A 16543-nucleotide genomic window follows, 5' to 3' on the forward strand; every position below is an offset into this window, starting at 1 on the left:
TCATGTCCGTGTCTCCTTGGGCGGGGCCGGGGCGGGGTGTCCCGGCGACACAGACGACTCTGAGCCGCCAACCGCAGGCCCTCCGCCCGCGATCCGCAACGGTTCCGCAAGCCTCACGCGACGTTCCCGCGGGAACGCGGGGGACGGCGACGACCCCGCGACGTCCTCGTGCTCTGCCCCCGGTGGTGGGCAGAGCACGAGGACGCGCCGGTGGTACCCCCCGGCGGGCGGTCCCGGGGGAGCGCGGGCGGCCCAGGCGTTTCCGCGGGAACGCCTGGACGGCTCAGCGGGGCAGGGTGAGCGTGAAGGTCGTGCCCTGCCCCTCGGCGCTGGTCACGTCGAGCGTGCCGCCGTGGGCGGTGGTGATGGCCTTGGTGATGGTGAGCCCCAGCCCCACACCCGGGACGGCGTTGCGCCGGGCGGTCGAGGCGCGGAAGAAGCGGGTGAACAGCTGCCCCTGCTCGCCGGCCGGGATGCCCACGCCGGTGTCGCGCACGGTCACCTCGGCGACCGGGCGCCCCTCGGCGTCCGCCGTCCGCAGGCCCAGCGTGACCCGGCCGCCGCGCGGGGTGAACTTCACCGCGTTGGACACGAGGTTGTCGCACGCCTGCCCGAGCCGGGTGGGGTCGCCCTGCACGACGATCGGCGCCTCCGGCAGCTCGAGCACGATCGCCACCCCGGCCGCCGCGGCGGTCACCCGGGCGGTCTCCTCGGTCGCCGTCAGCAGGTCGCCGAGGTCGACCGCCTCGGGCTGCAGGGTGAACCGGCCGGCCTCCACCTGGGCGGTGAACAGCAGGTCGCCGACCAGCCGCAGCAGCCGCTGCGCGTTGCGCTCCACGGTGGTGAGGTACCGGCGCTGGTCGTCGGTCAGCGGCTGGTCGGGGTCGTCGAGCACCAGCTCCAGGTAGCCGAGGATCGAGCTCAGCGGCGTCCGCAGCTCGTGGCTGATCAGGCTCACGAACTGGTCCTTCATCCGCTCGGTCGCCCGCACCTCGGTGACGTCGGTGCCGACGAAGTTCCAGCCGGCGAACTCGCCGCTGTCGTCGGCGCGCGGCGTGACCGCGACCGACACCGTCCGCTCCTGGCCGTCGGCGGCCACGTACGTCCAGTCGCGGACGTCGCGGCCCTGCACGGCGGCGACCCGCACCAGGGCGTCCAGCGCGCCGCCGGCCTCGGCCAGCTCCTCGGGCAGGTGGAAGTCGGTGATCGACCGGCGCCGCACCACCGCGGTGCGTGGCAGGCCCAGCAGCCGCTCGGCGCCGGGGTTCCACACGCGGACGAGGCCGTCGCGGTCGGTGCCGATGATCGACTGCTCGGTGACCGCGTCGATGACGCTGGTCATGGTCTGCGCGCGGGCGGCCAGCATCCGCGTGGCCACCTCGAGCTCCTCGTCGCGGTGCTGCATCCGGGCGGCCAGCGCGTCGCGCTCGGCCCGCAGCCGGTCCAGCTCGGCCCGGAGCACGTCGAGCTCCGCCGGCGACGACAGGTCGGTGGTGGTCACGCGCCGGCCTCCGCGGTCAGCTCGCGCACCTTGGTGGCGAGGGCGGCGACGGAGAAGGGCTTGGCGAGATAGGCGTCGGCGCCGGCGGCCAGGCCGCGGGCGACGTCGTCGGCGGAGGCCCCGGCCGACAGCAGGAGCACCCGCACGCCGGCGCCGGCCGGCTCGGCCCGCAGGGCGCTGCAGACGTCCAGTCCGGTCGCCCCCGGCATCGAGACGTCCAGGACGGCGAGGTCGGGCAGCTCGGCGCGCGCGGCCGCCAGCGCCGACGGCCCGTCGGCGAGCGCGGCCACCACGGTGCAGCCGGCGCGGCGCACCGCCACGGTCACCAGCTCGCGGATGTCGTCCTCGTCGTCGGCGACGAGGACGCGCGGAGGTACGTCCTGCGGCACGGTGCGGCTCCCGGGGTGCGGTGGCGTCGTCCCCGGGAGCAACGGCAGCGCCGGTACCCGGCTGGACCGGTCGCGGCCGGGCCTCACCCGACCAGGGGAGGCCCCGGACGGCACCGAGCCCCGCCGGGACGGACCCGGCGGGGCTCGGTGACGCGACCTCCCCAGGGGGAGGTCAGCTGAGCGAGGTCAGCTGCTGGAGGCCTGGCTCTGCACCGTCTCCTTGGACGACTGGGCCTGGCCCTGCACGTCCTGCGCGGCGGACTGGCCCTCGGCCTTGACCGTCTGGGCAGCGTCCTGAGCCGTGGACTTGACCTCCTCGACGGCGTGCTGCGCAGCGGGCTTGAGCTCCTGGCCGATCTCCTGCGCGACCTGCTTGGCCGGCTGGAGGAGCGTGTCCTTGTTCTCGCGGACGGCGGTCTCGGCCTGCTGGGCCAGCTGCTTCTCCTTCTCCGTCGCCGGCAGCAGGCTGGAGACCAGCCAGCCGACCCCGAAGGCGATCAGCCCGGCGGCCAGGGGGTTGCCCTGCGTCTGGCGCACGATGGTGTCCGGTGCCTGCTGGACGGCGGTCGCGGCCTGCTGCGCGGCCCCCTGCACCGTTCCGGCGGCGCTGGAGGCGGCGCTCTGCACCGACCCCGCAGCGTTGGAGGCGGCGTTCTGCACGGATCCGGCGGCGTTGTGCGCGTGGTACTGCGCCGTCGAGGTGGTGTCGTGAGCGCTCCCCATCACCTTCTCCTTGGCTCGGGTGATGCGGCCCTTGGCCGCGGTGACCCGCCGGTCCATGACGCGCGCGGGGTTGACCTTCTCGTTGAGTGCGTCGACGTCGTAGCTCAGCTCGGCGCGGGTCTGCTCGATCTGCCGGCGGATGACGTCCGGGTCGTTGCTCGTGGTCATCTGTTCAACTCCTAGCTGTGGGGGCCGGGGCCGGTGGTCAGTTGGGCTTCAGCGCGCCGGGCACCTGCGACAGGGTGTCCACGGTGCGCTCGGGCTTGGGGTTGACCCGCTTGAGCTGGTTGCGGCCCATCACGAAGGCCACGGCTCCGACGATCCCCCAGAGGACCGCCACGATGAGCGCGGACCAGCTGTGGCCCACCAGGTGGGACAGGGCCCACCACAGCGCGATCGACAGGAACAGCAGCACCATGTAGCCGGCGAAGCCGGCGGCGCCCATCAGCCCGGCGCCCTTGCCCGCCTTGGTGGCCTCGGCCTTGACCTCGACCTTGGCCAGCTCGAGCTCCTGGCGCATGAGGGTGGAGAGGTCCTTGGCGACCTCACCCATCAGCTGGCCGACCGAGGTGCCCTCGACGTCGGGGCGGCCCTCGTCGGTCATCGGCGTCCCCATGGCGCCGCTGTGCGCGCCGTACTGGTCAGGGGAGACGGCGTAGTTGGCCGGGGCCGGCGGCTGCTCCTGGTAGCCGGTGGCCCCGGCCGGCGTGGCGCCGGAGTAGGGGGAGGTCATCGGTCAGCCCACCCCGTGGCCCGGCGTCCGGCTGGGGTCGTCCCAGCCGGCGGGCGTGGTCGGCGGGACGACGCTGCCGGCCGGCGGCGTCGTCCCGTACGGCGGGGGCGGCAGCGGCGAGCCGGTGGTCGCGGTCTCGGTGTAGCCGGTCTCGCTGTAGCCGGTCTCGGTGTAGCCGGTGGTGGCCGTACCGGTGGTGGCGTACCCCGAGGAGTAGGCCGGCGCCGGGTCGACGTAGTTCGTCGTCGCCGGGTAGCCGGTCTCGGGCACCCGGTACTGCGAACCGCTGGTCGACGGGCCGGAGTCGGTGTGCGCGGCCTTGACGCCGCTGGTCAGCCGGCCGGCGACGACACCTGCGAGCGCGGCGCCGAGCAGGAAGGTTCCGGGCCGGCGCCGGGCGAAGCGGCGGACCTCGTCGAGCAGGTCGGCCGGCTCCCGGTTCTGCAGGAAGCTGGCGAACTCCTCGACCTTGCCGGCGCCCTGCTCCAGCAGGTCGCGGGCCGGGCCGGGGGCCGGGGCGTTGCCCTGGACCATGCTGCGCAGCTGCTCGGCCAGCGAGGTCAGGCTCTGCCCGGCCTTCTGCTGCTGGCTCACGGCCTGCGAGCGCAGCTGCTCACGGCCCTGGGCCATGAGGTCCTGCGCCTGGTACTTCGTCTCCTGCACCACGTTCTGGGCCTGGTCGGCCGCGGTGGAGGCCACCTGGCTGCCGGCCTGCGCGGCGGTCTGGCCGAGGTTGCGGGCCTCGTCCTTCGCGACGTCGCCGGTCGACGGGGAGCTGCTGGTGGTCGTCATCGCGGTGGGGCTCGTGGCACCCGTCCCGGTGGCGGGAGGGGGCGGGAACGGGGTGTCGATGGAGTGAGTCATCGGTCCTCCTCGGCATTCGTCGTGGTCAGGGCTGGCGCTACCCAGTTGGCGATCACCCACACATGTCGGATCGACGGTCGTCGCCGCATCATGAGTGGTCAGGCGCGCACCGGGCGCATCCGTGCAGGCCTGCGGACACGGTTGCCCGAGGACGCGGCGTCGCGTCCTGGGCTGGTGTGGGAAGGCCCCCGGCACACCGCACGGCGTGCGGCGCAGCCGGTCGGGGCCGTCCCACCGCGTCTTGGTGGGCCACCGGCGTGCGAGGGAGGGGATACCCCGCCGCGACCGGCGGAAACGGCGGTGGGCGCAACCCGCCACGGACGCCAGGTAAGGTCAGCCTTCCCTGACCTGTGAGGAGCTCCCATGGCCGAGCCGGCCCCCCGCCGCAAGCGGACCATCCGCGTGGCCACCGTGCTGCGCTCCACCCGGGTGACGCCCCACCTGGTGCGCCTGGTCCTGGGTGGCGAGGGCCTGGCCGGCTTCGCTCCGCAGCACACCGACTCCTACGTCAAGCTGCAGCTGCCCCCGGCCGGCGCGCCCTACGGCGTCCCCTTCGACGCCGAGGCCGTGCAGGCCGAGCACCCGCAGGAGCTGTGGCCCCAGCTGCGCACGTACACCGTGCGGGCGTGGGACGCCGCAGCCGGCGAGCTGACCCTCGACGTCGTCCTCCACGGGGACACCGGCCTGGCCGGTCCGTGGGCGGCCGCCGCGCAGCCCGGCGACCGCGTGCAGCTGCTCGGCCCGGGCGGCGCCTACTCGCCGAGCCCCGAGTTCGACTGGCACCTGCTGGTGGGCGACGAGTCGGCCCTGCCGGCGATCGCCGCCTCGATGGAGCGGCTGCCGGCCGGGGCGCCGGCGCTGGTCTTCGTCGAGGTCGAGGACGCGACCGAGGAGCAGGACCTCCCGGTGCCCGCCGGCGCGCAGCTGGTCTGGGTGCACCGGGACGGCGCGCCGGGCACCGCCCTGGTGGCCGCCGTCCGCGGTGCGGAGCTGCCCGCCGGTGCGGTGCACGCGTTCGTGCACGGCGAGGCCGGGTTCGTCCGCGACCTGCGCCGCTGGCTGCGCGTCGATCTCGGCGTGCCCCGGGAGCAGCTGTCGGTCTCCGGCTACTGGCGGATGGGTCGCACCGAGGACCGCTGGCAGGCCGAGAAGCCGGAGTGGAACGCCGCGGTGGAGGCCGACGAGCAGGGCGTCGCGGTCTAGCCACGCCAGGGGAACGAGGGCGGGCGACGCTCGGCGAAGGCGGCGACGCCCTCGGCCAGCTCCCCGCTGCGGATCGTCTCCCGGTACCAGCGGGCCGCCTGCGCCTGCCCGTCCCCGCCGGCCAGCAGCGCGGCGACGACCTCCTTGGTCGACCGCTGGGTCAGCGCCGACCGGCCGGCCAGCACCCCGGCGAACCGGTGCACCTCGTCCTCGAGCTCGGCGGCCGGCACCAGCCGGTCGACCAGACCGGTGCGCAGGGCCGTGTCCGCGTCCACCAGTTCCCCGCTGAAGAGCAGGTACCGGGTCAGCGAGGGCCCCACCAGGTCGATGAGCGCACCGGTGGACTCGGGGGTGTAGACGATGCCCACCTTGGCCGGCGTGACGCCGAACAGGCCGGTCTCGTCGGTGAACCGCAGGTCGCAGCAGGTGGCCAGCTCCACACCGCCGCCGATGCAGTGCCCGCGGATCATCGCCACGGTCGGTCGCGGGAACTCGCGCAGCGCGGCCTGCGCGGCGAGGTTGTCCCGCCGCAGCTCGGCCATCGGATCGGCCTCGTCCGGGCCGCCGAGGAGGTCGGCGATGTCGGCACCGGCGCAGAAGCTGCTGCCGCGGCCGGTCACCACGAGCACCCGGACCTCGGGGTCGTCGGCGATGCCGGCCAGGACGCCGGGCAGCGCGGCCCACATGCCCGCCGTCATGGCGTTGCGCTTCTCGGGCCGATCGATGGTCAGCACCGCCACCGCGCCGTCCCGGGAGACGGTGAGGCCGGCCGCTGTGCGGGGTCCCGGGACGAGCGCGCGGGCGTCAGAGGGCATGGGCTCTCTCTATCAGCCCAGGTCGTCGGTGGAGAACGTGTCGCACCGGCGCGGGTCGCCGGTCTCGTAGCCGATGGTGAACCAGCGCTGCCGCTGCTCGGAGGAGCCGTGGGTGAAGCTGCCCTCGTCGACGCTGCCCCCGCCCAGGTTCTGCTGGATGAAGTCGTCGCCGATGCGGCCGGCGGTGTCGAGGGCCCGGGCGATGTCGTCGTCGGTGATGTCGGCGATCAGCGGCTGACCGGAGTCGTCGGGCACCGTCTCGGCGTGATGCGCCCAGGCCCCCGCGAAGCAGTCGGCCTGCAGCTCCAGCCGCACGCTGCCGCTCTCCGGCCCGCTCTGGGAGTGGTCCACCTGGCTGCTGGTGCCCAGCAGGTGCTGCACGTGGTGGCCGTACTCGTGGGCGATGACGTAGGCGTTGGGGAAGGCCCCGCCCGCGGCGCCGAACTGGGTGCGCAGCTGGTCGAAGAAGGACAGGTCGATGTAGATCAGCTCGTCGGCCGGGCAGTAGAAGGGCCCGGTGCCGCTGGAGGCGCTGCCGCAGCCGGTCGAGACGTTGCCGGAGAAGAACACCGTCTGCGTCTCGCGGTAGTCCGAGCCCAGCGCCTGGCGCCAGTAGTCCTGGATCGACTCGACGTCGGCGACCACCGCGCACTCGACGGAGTCGTTGGCGTCGGCGCCGGTGCGGCACTCCTGCTCGAGCTCGCTGTTGTCCGCCGTCCCGCCCTGCTCGGCCAGGCCGGCCAGCCCTCCGAGGGTGGAACCGGTTCCGCCGCCCCCGCCACCGAGCACCTGGATGAGGACGACGACCAGCAGACCCACGACGCCGAGCCCGCCGCCGCCGACGGCCAGGCCGCGGCCCCCGCCGAGCCCGCCGCCACCGCGCCGGCGGTCGGAGATCGCCGACGTGTCCAGGTCGGCGCGCTCGTTGTACCTCATCTACCGGGGCCCTCCGCTGTCGTCGGTGTGCACGCCGACGGTGCCATCGCCGGCGGGGGTGCCGCGACCTCAGGCGCGCTCGGCGGACTCCGCACCGGCCTGCGGCACGGCCCGGGGGCTGTCCTTGAGGAAGAGGTACCAGTACGACGTGGAGACGAAGACGACCGCGCCGACCAGGTTGCCCGCCCCGGCGAGCAGCCAGTTGACCAGCGTGTCGCCCCACCCGACCCCCTCCACGCCGGCGGCGAGGGCGGCGGGCAGGAAGAACATGTTGGCCACGACGTGGTCGAAGCCCATCGCCACGAACGCCATCACCGGGAAGAAGACGGCGAGCACCTTGCCCGAGACGCTGGTGGCCGCCAGCGACATCCACACCGCCAGGCAGACCAGCCAGTTGCAGCCGACGCCGCGCAGGAAGGTCTCCCACGCGGTGTGGTGCACCTTGCCGTCGGCGATCTCGGACAGCCGGGCGAAGGTCAGCCCGGCGTTGCCGGTGCTGTCGGGGTCGCCGATGACGCCGGTGGAGACGGCGAGGAAGTAGGCGACGAACAGCGCGCCGAGCAGGTTGCCCAGCAGCACCAGCGTGAGGTTGCGGACGACGTCGCCGACGGTGATCTTGCCGTTCATCGCCGACAGCGGGACCAGCATCATGTTGCCGGTCGCGAGGTCGGAGCCCGCGATCAGCACGAGCACCAGGCCGAGGGTGAAGGCCGCGCCCATGAAGAGGGTGGGCAGCGTGCCCCACGTGTCGGAGTCCAGGCCCGAGGAGACGGTGATCGCGACCAGCGCGCCGAAGGAGATGTAGGCGCCGGCGAGGAAGGCGCTGACCAGCACGCGGTCCCAGCTGCGGTGGACCTTCTTGGCCCCGGTCTCGGCGGCCGCCTGGGCGACCTCGGCGGGCTGCTTGGCGGACATCGGCGCCTCCGGCGGGGGAGCGGTCGTCGGCCCGGACGCTAGTGGCTCGCCAGGCGTCCCGCCCGGCGGGCGGGCGGAGGGCCCGGGCGGGCGGTCACCGGCGGCGGCGCCGGGTGCCGAAGAGCCCGCGGGTCAGCTCCCGGCCCAGGGTGGCCGCCGCCGACCGGGCGAACGCGCGGAAGGCGTCGCTGCCCAGCACCGCACCCACCACGTCGCCACCGCGGGGGGTGGCCGGCACGTCGGGGTCCTCGACCCGGTAGCCGGGCTCCATCTCCGGCCAGGGGCTGGGCAACGGTGCGGGTGCGGGTGCGGGTGCGGGTGCGGGTGCGGGGGCGGCAGGTGGCGGGGGAGGTGGCGCCAGCCGGGCGGCGAGCAGTTCGCGGGCGGACTCCCGGTCGACCGCCGTCCCGTACCGGGCCTGCAGCGGCGAGGCGGCCACGGCCGCGGCCATCGCCGCGGCGTCCACGGTGCCCAGGTGCGCGCGCGGCGCGCGCAGCAGGGTCCAGGCCACGGGAGTCGGTACGCCCCGCTCGGTGAGCACGGTGACCGCGGCCTCGCCGGTGCCGAGCGAGGTCAGCAGCTCGGCGACGTCGTAGTCCTCGCTGCGGGGGAAGGTCCGCACGGTCTTGCGCAGCGCGTCGGCGTCCTCGGGGGTGAAGGCGCGCAGCGCGTGCTGGACCCGGTTGCCGAGCTGCCCCAGCACCGGCCCGGGGACGTCCGCCGGGTTCTGCGTCACGAAGAAGACGCCGACGCCCTTGGAGCGGATCAGCCGGACGGTCTGGGTGACCGCCTCGCGGAAGGCCTTGCTGGCCCCGGTGAACAGCAGGTGCGCCTCGTCGAGGAAGAACACGATCTTCGGCCGGTCGAGGTCGCCGACCTCGGGCAGCTCCTCGAACAGCTCGGCCAGCAGCCACATGAGGAAGGTCGAGAACAGCGCCGGCCGGTCCTGGACGGCGGGCAGCTCGACGGCGCTGATGACGCCGCGGCCGTCGGGGGCGGTCCGGATGAGGTCGGTGGGCGCGAAGGCCGGCTCCCCGAAGAAGACGTCGCCGCCGAGGTCCTCCAGCGCCACGAGCTGGCGCAGGATGACGCCCGCGGTCGATCCCGAGAGTCCCCCGATGCCCCGCAGCTCCGCCTTCCCCTCCGGGGACACCAGCCAGGTGAGCAGCGCGCGCAGGTCGGCCAGGTCGAGCAGCGGCAGCCCCGCGGCGTCGGCGTGGTGGAACACCAGGCCCAGCGAGCTCTCCTGCGTGGCGTTGAGCCCGAGCACCTTCGCCAGCAGCACCGGGCCGAAGTCGGTGACCGTCGCCCGCACCGGCACCCCGGTGCCGAGCCCGCCCAGCGCCAGGTACTCGACCGGGAAGCCGGTCGGCACCCACTCGTCGCCGGTGTCGGCCGCGCGCTGCCGGATCCGGTCGCCGTCCACCCCCGGCCGGGCCAGCCCGGCGAGGTCGCCCTTGAGGTCGGCGACCACCACGGGCACGCCGGCGGCCGAGAGCTGCTCGGCCATGAGCTGCAGCGTCCGGGTCTTGCCGGTGCCGGTGGCGCCGGCGATCAGGCCGTGCCGGTTGAGCATGGCCAGCGGCAGGCGGACGGCGGCCCCGGGGTGCGGCCGCCCGCCGTGGACGACCGAGCCGAGCTCCAGCGCGGGGCCGCTGGTCGCGTACCCGGCCGCGATCCGCGCGACGGCGTCGTCGGGTCCGGTCGGCTCGGCCACCCGGCGACGGTAGCGGCTGCCCGGCTCCTCCGCAGGGCCCGCCGGACCGGACCCGGGCACCCGCGTGCCCGGGCGATCTAGGGTCGGGGGACACCACCGAGCCGGGGAGAGGTCCATGGCGGTCTCCAACCGCATCCGCAGTGCCCTGACCACGACGGTGCTGGCGACCGCCGCGACCGGCTTCCTCGCCGGCTGCGGCACCGACTCCGACGACGAGCAGGTCGCCTACTGCACCAACGAGGACGGCGAGATCGTCGACGACGACTACTGCGACGACGGCTACAACGGCGGCGGCCTGTTCTTCCTCTACCTCGGCGGCTTCCGGTCCGGCCTGCCCGTCGGTACGGTGCTGCCCAGCGGCGGCACCCGCATCGACCCGCGGGACACCACCGCCCGCCGCAACGCCGGCCTGCCGGCCACCGGGAAGGTCACCGGCGGCACCCGGGTGACCGGCGGGCTGGGCTCGGGCTCGGGCGTGCGCCCCGGCAGCAGCGTCGGCGGCTGAGGACGGCGTGCGGCGCGTCGAGGGCGGTGTCGTCCGTCCCGGCTGGGAGGCCGAGATCGAGGCCTCGGGCCTGGTCTACAACCGCACCCACCTGCCCGGCGGGGAGCAGCGCAGCTACTGGCGCGAGGGCCCCTACTACGACTTCACGATGGCCGAGGTCGAGCGACTGGAGGGCTGGGTCGCCCAGCTGTTCTCGATGTGCGAGGCGGCCGGCGACCACGTCATCGAGCGCGACCTGTTCGACCGGATGGGCATCCCGCCGATGGCCCGCCCGGAGATCCGCCGGACGTGGGAGGCCGAGCCGCCCAGCGTCTACGGCCGCTTCGACCTGCGCTACGACGGGCAGGGCCCGCCCAAGCTGCTGGAGTTCAACGCCGACACCCCCACCGGGCTGGTCGAGTCCGCGGTCACCCAGTGGAACTGGCACCTGTTCACCGGCCAGGGCGCCGACCAGTGGAACGCGCTGCACGAGCGGCTGGTGGCCGCCTGGCAGCGGAACCTGACCCGCTGGGAGCGGCGCACCGCCGTCCGCCCGCGCGTGCACCTGGCGTGGACCAGCGAGGAGACCTCCGGCGAGGACCGGATGACCATCGCCTACCTCATGGACACCGTCGTCCAGGCCGGGTACGAGGCGATCGAGCTGCTGGTCGAGGACATCGCGCTCGACGACGGCGACGGCCGCTTCTACGACCCGCAGGGCCGCCACCTCGACGTCGTCTTCAAGCTCTATCCCTGGGAGTGGCTGATCGAGGACGAGTTCGGCCCGGCCGTGCTCGCCGACGCCGCCCGCCCGGGCGGCACCACCTGGGTCGAGCCGGCCTACAAGATGCTGTGGAGCACCAAGGCGCTGCTGCCGGTGCTCTGGCAGATGTACGGCAGCGACCCCGTCCTCTCCGAGCTGCTGCTGCCGGCGTACTTCGCCGACGAGGCGCCGTCGAGCTGGCGCACCTACGTGCGCAAGCCGCTGTGGGGCCGGGAGGGCGCCAACGTGGCGATCGTCCGGGACGGCGACGTGCTGGTCGAGCTGCCCGGCGGCTACGGCACCGAGGGGTTCGTCGTGCAGGAGTTCGCGCCGCTGCCGGACTTCCCCGGCGTGGACGGCCCGCACCACCCGGTGCTCGGCGCGTGGGTCGTCGACGGGGAGCCCGCCGGGCTGGGCATCCGGGAGAGCGACGGGCTGATCACCGACAACCTCAGCTACTTCGTGCCGCACACCATCGACGCGCAGCCGGCCGGTCCCCGGCGCGCGGGCGGGCGCCGCCCCGCCTAGGTTCGGGGGCATGCCGCTCGAAGGGGAGTACGAACCGAGTCCGCAGCAGTGGGTCCGCGACCAGGTGGAGCGCTACGAGGCCTCCGGTGGCCGCGAGGCGAACACCCTCATGGACACCGGCATGCCCGTGGTCATCTTCTGGACCCGCGGCGCCAAGAGCGGCAAGGTGCGCAAGCAGCCGCTCATGAAGGTGGAGAAGGACGGCGTCTACGCCATGTTCGGCTCCATGGGCGGTGCGCCGACCGACCCGGCGTGGGTGGCCAACGTGCGCAAGCACCCCGACCAGATCACCGTGCAGGACGGCCCGGAGCCGTGGGACGGCGTCGCGCGCGAGATCACCGGTGCCGAGCGCGACGAGTGGTGGGAGCGCGGGGTGGCCGCCTACCCGCCCTACGCCGAGTACCAGGAGAAGACCGACCGGGTCATCCCGGTCTTCCTCGTGGAGCGCAAGGCCTCCTGACCCCCGTGATCGACTGAGGAGAGCCTGCCCTAAGTTCCTCCGTACCCGCCGGACGTGCCGGCGGGAGGACGGAGGAACACGTGCTGGGGTCGGGACGGCGGCGCACCGTGGCGCTGCTGGGGGCGGGGCTGGTGCTCGCCGGCTGCGGATCGGCCGAGGCGGGGTCGTCGGCCTCGTCGACGGCGACGGCGGAGACGCGGTCGGTCGCGCACGCCATGGGGACGGCGGAGATCGAGGGCACTCCGGAGCGCGTCGTCGTGCTCGACACCGGGGAGCTCGACGCCGTCCTGGCGCTCGGGGTGACGCCGGTCGGCGCCGTCCGCACCGACGTCAGCGACGAGCTGCCGGGCTTCGTCGAGGCGGCCGGCGTCGATCCGGCCGACATCGAGAACGTCGGCACGATCGCCGAACCCGACCTGGAGGCGATCGCGGGGCTGGAGCCGGACCTCATCCTCTCCAACACGGTGCGGCACGAGGCCATCTACGAGCAGCTGGCCGCGATCGCGCCGACGGTCATGGCCGAGAACATCGCCGTGACCTGGAAGGAGAACCTCCTGCTGGCCGGCGAGGCCCTCGGCCGCAGCGACGAGGCCGAGCAGCTGCTGGCCGAGCACGAGGAGCGGGCGGCGGAGGTCGGGGCCCTCTTCGGCGACCCGGCCGGCACCGAGGTGAGCGTCGTGCGCTTCATCGACGGCAGCAGCATCCGCCTCTACGGCGCCGGGTCGTTCATCGGCACCGTCCTGGCCGATGCGGGCTTCGGCCGCCCGCCGGTGCAGCAGGTCGACGACTTCTTCGTGGAGATCGGTCAGGAGCAGCTCGCCCAGGCCGAGGGCGACCTGGTCTTCTACTCGGGCTACGGCGAGGAGGGCCGGCGCCTGGCCGAGCAGGTCACCGGTGGGGGGCTGTGGCAGAACCTCACCGCGGTGCAGCAGGACCGCGCGATCCCGGTGGAGGACGACCGCTGGTTCCTCGGGCTCGGCCCGCTCGGCGCCGGGCTGGTGCTCGACGACCTGGAGACCTTCGCCGGGCAGCTCTGAGCTCCGCGACCCGGCCTGCCGGTCAGGCCGGGTCGCGCTCGGCGCGGAGCCGCTTCGGGGCGACCCCGCGCCAGGCCTGGTCGAGCACCTCGGCGACCTCGTCCCAGTCCGCGCCGGAGCCGGGGGAGAGGTCGACGCCCACCCATCCGCGGGAGCCCAGGTACGCGGGCACGAACCAGCACGGTCGGGAGGCCAGGAGGGCCCGGCCCTCCTCCGGTGGTGCCTTGACGACGAGGGCCAGCCGGCCGTCGCCGTGGTGGTCCACCTGCAGCCAGGCGAACCGCCGGCCCCGCACGGCGAAGCCGGTGTGCCCCGCGGTCTCCTCCGCCTCGACACCGGGCAGGTGGGCGAGGGCGCGGACCCGCGCCTGCACCGCAGCGCGTTCCTCGTCGGTCCAGTCGGCGGCCATGCCGTCAGCATGGTGGGCCGGCCGCGCCCGCGGGGCGGGGCCGCGCACGCCGTCCTGGTCCGGAGGACCCGGCCCCGGGAGACTGGCAGGCCCGTCCCGACGACCGTGCCGAGGTGTGTCCCGTGCCGCTGAGCATCCCCGAGACCTGCGCCCGCATCACCGCCGAGCTGAACCGGCCCGGCCAGCCGTTCACCTACTCCTGCCAGGGCAACGAGGTGGTCGGCACCTGGGACATCGCCGACGTCAGCTACTCGAACCTGGTCGCCGGCGGGACGATCGACGAGGACTACTCGATCACCGTCACCCTCGACGAGGCGTCGGGCACCTACGACTTCACCGAGCGGCGCTCCTCGGGCCGCAGCTCCGGCGGCCTGCGCAGCGACGGCAGCATCGGCTTCTCGAGCTCCCGGTCCACCTTCAAGGGGAAGACCTTCGGCAAGTCGTGGGGCGGCGGCGCGGCGCTGTCGGCCACCTCGCACGGGCAGCCGGGGCAGACCTGGAGCTACTCGTTCGAGACCTCGCGGATCAAGCAGCCGCTGTTCGACCTGCTGGCCTCGGCCGGCTGGGAGCCGGAGAAGAAGGGCTTCCTCGCCCGGCTGTTCTCCCGCTGACCCCGCTCCGCCCCCCTCACGACGGCGCGGGCAGCCGGGCCGCGTGCTCGGCGACCGCCGCGGCGAGCGCGGCCGGCAGCGGCTCGAACGGCTCGACGTCCACCCGCCGGCGGGCACCGGAGCCCGCCCACCGCCACGTGCCGACCACCCGGCCACCGGCCACCACCGTCGACCGGAACATGCCGTTGCCGCCGGGCACGATCCGGTCGGCGTGGGCCGCCGGCATGGTGAACCCGCGGTCGGCGTAGCCGAGCACGAACTCGTCGAAGCCGGGCAGCAGGAACACCCCCTCGGCCTCGGCGCGGCAGGCGGCCAGCCGGTCGGGCAGGTCCGGTGCCATGAGGTGCTCGCGCCCGTCGACCTCGACCGCGGCGAGCCCGGCCCGGACGGCGGCGATGCCGGCCCGGACGTCGCGCAGGGTCAGGCCGCTCCACCGGGCGAGGTCGGCGTCGGTGGCCGGCCCGTGCGAGGTGAGGAACCGGACGGCGAGCTCGGCCAGCCCCTCGTCCCGGCCGAGCCGGCGCGGCGCGGGGACCCACTCCGCCAGCAGCACGAACGCCTGCTCGCGGCCGGCCATCGGGCCGAGGCAGAGCAACCCGGTGACCGCCAGGTGCCCGAGCAGGTGCGGGCCCCGCTGCCCGGTGACGTCGAGGCCGGCCTCGGCGAACCGGCCCAGCAGTGCCCGGCGGCCCAGCCGGCGGCCACCGGCGAGCGCCTCGACCGCCGCCGCGGCCGCGCGCTCCTCGTCGGCGGCGGTGAGGCCGAGCTGCGCGCGCCGGGTGGCGGTCGCCCGCGCCACCCGCGAGGCGCAGTGCTCGAGGAACCAGGGCAGGTCGCCGGCGGGCAGCAGGTGCAGCGTGCCGCGCATCGGCCAGGACCGGACCACGCTGCCGTCGTCCAGGGCGGCGACGACGTCGGCCCGCGAGCGGCCCGCGGTGCGCAGCGCCACCGAGGTCAGCGCACCGGGGAGGTCCTGGGCCTGCACGCAGGTCAGCGCCTGCACCGTGCCGGCCGCCGTCGGCGACGGCGGGCCGGCCAGCCCCTGGGCCACCAGTCGCAGCAGCGCGAGCTCGGTCACCGGCCCAGCCTGGCAGGAGGCGGTGACGGTCAGCGGTCCCGGGCGAGGTAGACCATGTCCTCCGCGTCCGGCTCGGTGGTGAGCGGGGTGAAGCCCGCGGCGGCGGCCATGCGCAGGCTCGCGGTGTTGTCGGGCTCGATGCCCAGCACGAACTGCTCGACGTCGGCGGTCTCCGGTGCCCGGACCACCTCCCGCAGCGCGGCCCGGCCGTATCCCCGGCCCCGGCGGGCCGGGTCGACGGCGTAGGCCAGGCCCATGGTGCGGCGCATCGTGGTGGCGGTGACCTGCTCGGTGGCCGGGTCCCAGACCGTCCACCGGTCGTAGACGTCGCCGCCGACGAGCGCCACCGGGCGGTCGCCGGCGTCCAGGGCGACGAAGCTGTGCGCCCGCAGCACCCGGCGGCCGCGGAACTCGTCGTAGGCGCGGGTGGTGCGCAGCGCCAGCTCGCGCTCGGGCCACTCCCGGCCGCCGAGGCGGCGCTGCACCTCGGGATCGTCGAACCAGGGGAGGACGGCGAGCAGCAGCTCGGGTTCGAAGGGCACCAGCCGCACGGCCGCTCCGTCGTCCACCCGGCCACCCTGCCGCCGGTGCCCGCCGGCTGCACCTCCGCGGCCGCGGGCTGGGAGCATCCCGACATGCGCGCCGAGGACTGGGACGCCCGCTACGCCGAGCAGCGGCAGTGGTCGGCGGAGCCGAACGCACTGGTCGCCGAGCTGCTGGCCGACCTGCCGCCGGGCACCGCGGTGGACCTGGCGGCGGGGGAGGGGCGGCACGCGCTGTGGCTGGCCGCGCGCGGCTGGCGGGTCACCGCGGTCGACTTCTCGGCCGCCGGGCTGGCCCGCGGCCGCACCCGGCCCGGTGCCGACGCGGTCGACTGGGTGACCGCCGACGTCACCACCTGGCCCGGCCCGGGTGCCGCCGTCGACCTCGTGCTCGTCGCCTACCTGCACCTGCCGCCGCCGGACCTCGAAGAGCTCCTCGCCCGCGCGGCCGGCTGGCTGGCGCCGGGCGGCCGGCTGCTGGTGCTCGGCCACGACGTCGACAACGTCGAGCACGGCGTCGGCGGCCCGCAGGACCCGGCGATCCTGCACAGCGTCGCGCGGCTGACGCCGGTCGCGACGGGCCTGGCGGTCGAGCGGCTGGCCCAGGTGCCGCGGGAGACCCCGGCCGGAACCGCGCTGGACACCCTGCTGCTGGGGCGCCGCCCGGCCTGAACCGTCGGTTCCCGGCGGTAGCGTCGTGGGCGTGATGGGGATGGGTGGAGCCGGGGGGCCGGACGCCGAGCGACGCCGCCGGCTGGTGGCGGCGGTGATCGTCCTGGCGATGCTGCTGGCGGCCGGGGCCACGGTGCTCTCGCTCGCCCTGGGCTGAGGAGGC

The 16543-nt window shown here is 75.0% G+C and carries 20 protein-coding genes; 8 read left to right on the plus strand and 12 right to left on the minus strand.

Translation table 11 applies throughout. The annotated features are described in order from the left end of the window. Positions 1-283: 283 nt before the first annotated feature. From ACI79R_RS17240 to ACI79R_RS17260, 5 genes are all read right to left on the minus strand, one after another. On the minus strand, positions 284-1501 hold the full coding sequence (locus ACI79R_RS17240) for a sensor histidine kinase (RefSeq protein WP_456574878.1): 1218 nt from the start codon (positions 1499-1501) through the stop codon (positions 284-286). Further along, positions 1498-1890, minus strand: a complete 393-nt coding sequence (locus ACI79R_RS17245) for a response regulator transcription factor (RefSeq protein WP_456574879.1) — start codon at positions 1888-1890, stop codon at positions 1498-1500. Before ACI79R_RS17245 ends, ACI79R_RS17240 begins: the two co-directional genes overlap by 4 nt. Before the next feature lie 186 nt (positions 1891-2076). Continuing rightward, the gene (locus tag ACI79R_RS17250; RefSeq protein WP_456574880.1) at positions 2077-2781 is read right to left on the minus strand and encodes a DUF3618 domain-containing protein; all 705 of its coding nucleotides are present in this window, start codon (positions 2779-2781) and stop codon (positions 2077-2079) included. Between the two features lie 37 nt (positions 2782-2818). Beyond that, entirely contained in the window at positions 2819-3346 is a 528-nt protein-coding gene (locus ACI79R_RS17255) for a phage holin family protein (protein WP_456574881.1), read from the minus strand. Positions 3347-3349: 3 nt separating this feature from the next. Continuing rightward, a complete protein-coding gene (locus ACI79R_RS17260) occupies positions 3350-4210 on the minus strand; it encodes a hypothetical protein (RefSeq protein WP_456574882.1) in 861 nt (286 codons plus the stop codon). A 363-nt stretch (positions 4211-4573) separates the two neighbouring features. Here ACI79R_RS17260 and ACI79R_RS17265 point away from each other — a divergent pair, with 363 nt between their 5' ends. Continuing rightward, positions 4574-5413, plus strand: coding sequence for a siderophore-interacting protein (locus ACI79R_RS17265; protein WP_456574883.1), 840 nt, complete (start codon positions 4574-4576; stop codon positions 5411-5413). Here ACI79R_RS17265 and ACI79R_RS17270 read toward each other — a convergent pair. The 4 genes from ACI79R_RS17270 to ACI79R_RS17285 form a co-directional block, all read right to left on the minus strand. Continuing rightward, the gene (locus tag ACI79R_RS17270; protein WP_456574884.1) at positions 5410-6228 is read right to left on the minus strand and encodes an enoyl-CoA hydratase/isomerase family protein; all 819 of its coding nucleotides are present in this window, start codon (positions 6226-6228) and stop codon (positions 5410-5412) included. The genes ACI79R_RS17265 and ACI79R_RS17270 overlap by 4 nt on opposite strands. Before the next feature lie 12 nt (positions 6229-6240). Further along, positions 6241-7164 (minus strand): KPN_02809 family neutral zinc metallopeptidase, encoded by a 924-nt coding sequence (ypfJ, locus tag ACI79R_RS17275; protein WP_456574885.1) that lies wholly within the window; start codon positions 7162-7164, stop codon positions 6241-6243. A 69-nt stretch (positions 7165-7233) separates the two neighbouring features. Then, positions 7234-8079 (minus strand): formate/nitrite transporter family protein, encoded by an 846-nt coding sequence (locus tag ACI79R_RS17280; protein ID WP_456574886.1) that lies wholly within the window; start codon positions 8077-8079, stop codon positions 7234-7236. 94 nt (positions 8080-8173) lie between these two features. After that, complete coding sequence (locus ACI79R_RS17285) at positions 8174-9796, minus strand: helicase HerA-like domain-containing protein (protein WP_456574887.1); 1623 nt, start codon at positions 9794-9796, stop codon at positions 8174-8176. Between the two features lie 115 nt (positions 9797-9911). Here ACI79R_RS17285 and ACI79R_RS17290 point away from each other — a divergent pair, with 115 nt between their 5' ends. From ACI79R_RS17290 to ACI79R_RS17305, 4 genes are all read left to right on the plus strand, one after another. Then, entirely contained in the window at positions 9912-10301 is a 390-nt protein-coding gene (locus ACI79R_RS17290; RefSeq protein WP_456574888.1) for a hypothetical protein, read from the plus strand. Between the two features lie 7 nt (positions 10302-10308). Next, positions 10309-11571 (plus strand): glutathionylspermidine synthase family protein, encoded by a 1263-nt coding sequence (locus ACI79R_RS17295; protein ID WP_456574889.1) that lies wholly within the window; start codon positions 10309-10311, stop codon positions 11569-11571. Positions 11572-11581: 10 nt separating this feature from the next. Next, a complete protein-coding gene (locus ACI79R_RS17300) occupies positions 11582-12031 on the plus strand; it encodes a nitroreductase family deazaflavin-dependent oxidoreductase (RefSeq protein ID WP_456574890.1) in 450 nt (149 codons plus the stop codon). An 80-nt stretch (positions 12032-12111) separates the two neighbouring features. Next, positions 12112-13068: an ABC transporter substrate-binding protein gene (locus ACI79R_RS17305; protein ID WP_456574891.1), complete on the plus strand. Its 957-nt coding sequence runs from the start codon at positions 12112-12114 to the stop codon at positions 13066-13068. A gap of 22 nt (positions 13069-13090) precedes the next feature. On the opposite strand, the gene ACI79R_RS17310 is transcribed toward ACI79R_RS17305, so the two are convergent. Continuing rightward, positions 13091-13477, minus strand: a complete 387-nt coding sequence (locus ACI79R_RS17310; protein WP_456574892.1) for an MmcQ/YjbR family DNA-binding protein — start codon at positions 13475-13477, stop codon at positions 13091-13093. Positions 13478-13599: 122 nt separating this feature from the next. Between ACI79R_RS17310 and ACI79R_RS17315 the strand changes: the two genes are divergently transcribed. Next, positions 13600-14088, plus strand: coding sequence for a hypothetical protein (locus ACI79R_RS17315; RefSeq protein WP_456574893.1), 489 nt, complete (start codon positions 13600-13602; stop codon positions 14086-14088). Positions 14089-14104: 16 nt separating this feature from the next. Here the strand turns inward: ACI79R_RS17315 and ACI79R_RS17320 are convergent, their stop codons facing one another. After that, on the minus strand, positions 14105-15166 hold the full coding sequence (locus ACI79R_RS17320; RefSeq protein WP_456574894.1) for a winged helix DNA-binding domain-containing protein: 1062 nt from the start codon (positions 15164-15166) through the stop codon (positions 14105-14107). A gap of 29 nt (positions 15167-15195) precedes the next feature. After that, the gene (locus ACI79R_RS17325; RefSeq protein ID WP_456574895.1) at positions 15196-15735 is read right to left on the minus strand and encodes a GNAT family N-acetyltransferase; all 540 of its coding nucleotides are present in this window, start codon (positions 15733-15735) and stop codon (positions 15196-15198) included. An 18-nt stretch (positions 15736-15753) separates the two neighbouring features. On the opposite strand from ACI79R_RS17325, the gene ACI79R_RS17330 reads away from it, so the two are divergent. Together ACI79R_RS17330 and ACI79R_RS17335 are read left to right on the plus strand one after the other, a co-directional pair. Further along, a complete protein-coding gene (locus ACI79R_RS17330) occupies positions 15754-16380 on the plus strand; it encodes a class I SAM-dependent methyltransferase (protein ID WP_456574896.1) in 627 nt (208 codons plus the stop codon). Positions 16381-16411: 31 nt separating this feature from the next. Then, positions 16412-16537 carry a hypothetical protein gene (locus ACI79R_RS17335; protein WP_456574897.1) on the plus strand — a complete coding sequence of 42 codons (126 nt, stop codon included), beginning with the start codon at positions 16412-16414 and terminating at the stop codon, positions 16535-16537. Positions 16538-16543 lie beyond the last annotated feature (6 nt).

The sequence above is a fragment of the Blastococcus sp. SYSU D00820 genome (assembly GCF_054050695.1).

Excerpts from the sequence above, each read along its gene's own strand:
- ACI79R_RS17250 (WP_456574880.1), bottom strand. The coding sequence starts at position 2,781 with ATGACCACGAGCAACGACCCGGACGTCATCCGCCGGCAGATCGAGCAG.
- ACI79R_RS17255 (WP_456574881.1), bottom strand. The coding sequence starts at position 3,346 with ATGACCTCCCCCTACTCCGGCGCCACGCCGGCCGGGGCCACCGGCTAC.
- ACI79R_RS17260 (WP_456574882.1), bottom strand. The coding sequence starts at position 4,210 with ATGACTCACTCCATCGACACCCCGTTCCCGCCCCCTCCCGCCACCGGG.
- ACI79R_RS17265 (WP_456574883.1), top strand. The coding sequence starts at position 4,574 with ATGGCCGAGCCGGCCCCCCGCCGCAAGCGGACCATCCGCGTGGCCACC.
- ACI79R_RS17270 (WP_456574884.1), bottom strand. The coding sequence starts at position 6,228 with ATGCCCTCTGACGCCCGCGCGCTCGTCCCGGGACCCCGCACAGCGGCC.
- ypfJ (WP_456574885.1), bottom strand. The coding sequence starts at position 7,164 with ATGAGGTACAACGAGCGCGCCGACCTGGACACGTCGGCGATCTCCGAC.
- ACI79R_RS17280 (WP_456574886.1), bottom strand. The coding sequence starts at position 8,079 with ATGTCCGCCAAGCAGCCCGCCGAGGTCGCCCAGGCGGCCGCCGAGACC.
- ACI79R_RS17290 (WP_456574888.1), top strand. The coding sequence starts at position 9,912 with ATGGCGGTCTCCAACCGCATCCGCAGTGCCCTGACCACGACGGTGCTG.
- ACI79R_RS17300 (WP_456574890.1), top strand. The coding sequence starts at position 11,582 with ATGCCGCTCGAAGGGGAGTACGAACCGAGTCCGCAGCAGTGGGTCCGC.
- ACI79R_RS17310 (WP_456574892.1), bottom strand. The coding sequence starts at position 13,477 with ATGGCCGCCGACTGGACCGACGAGGAACGCGCTGCGGTGCAGGCGCGG.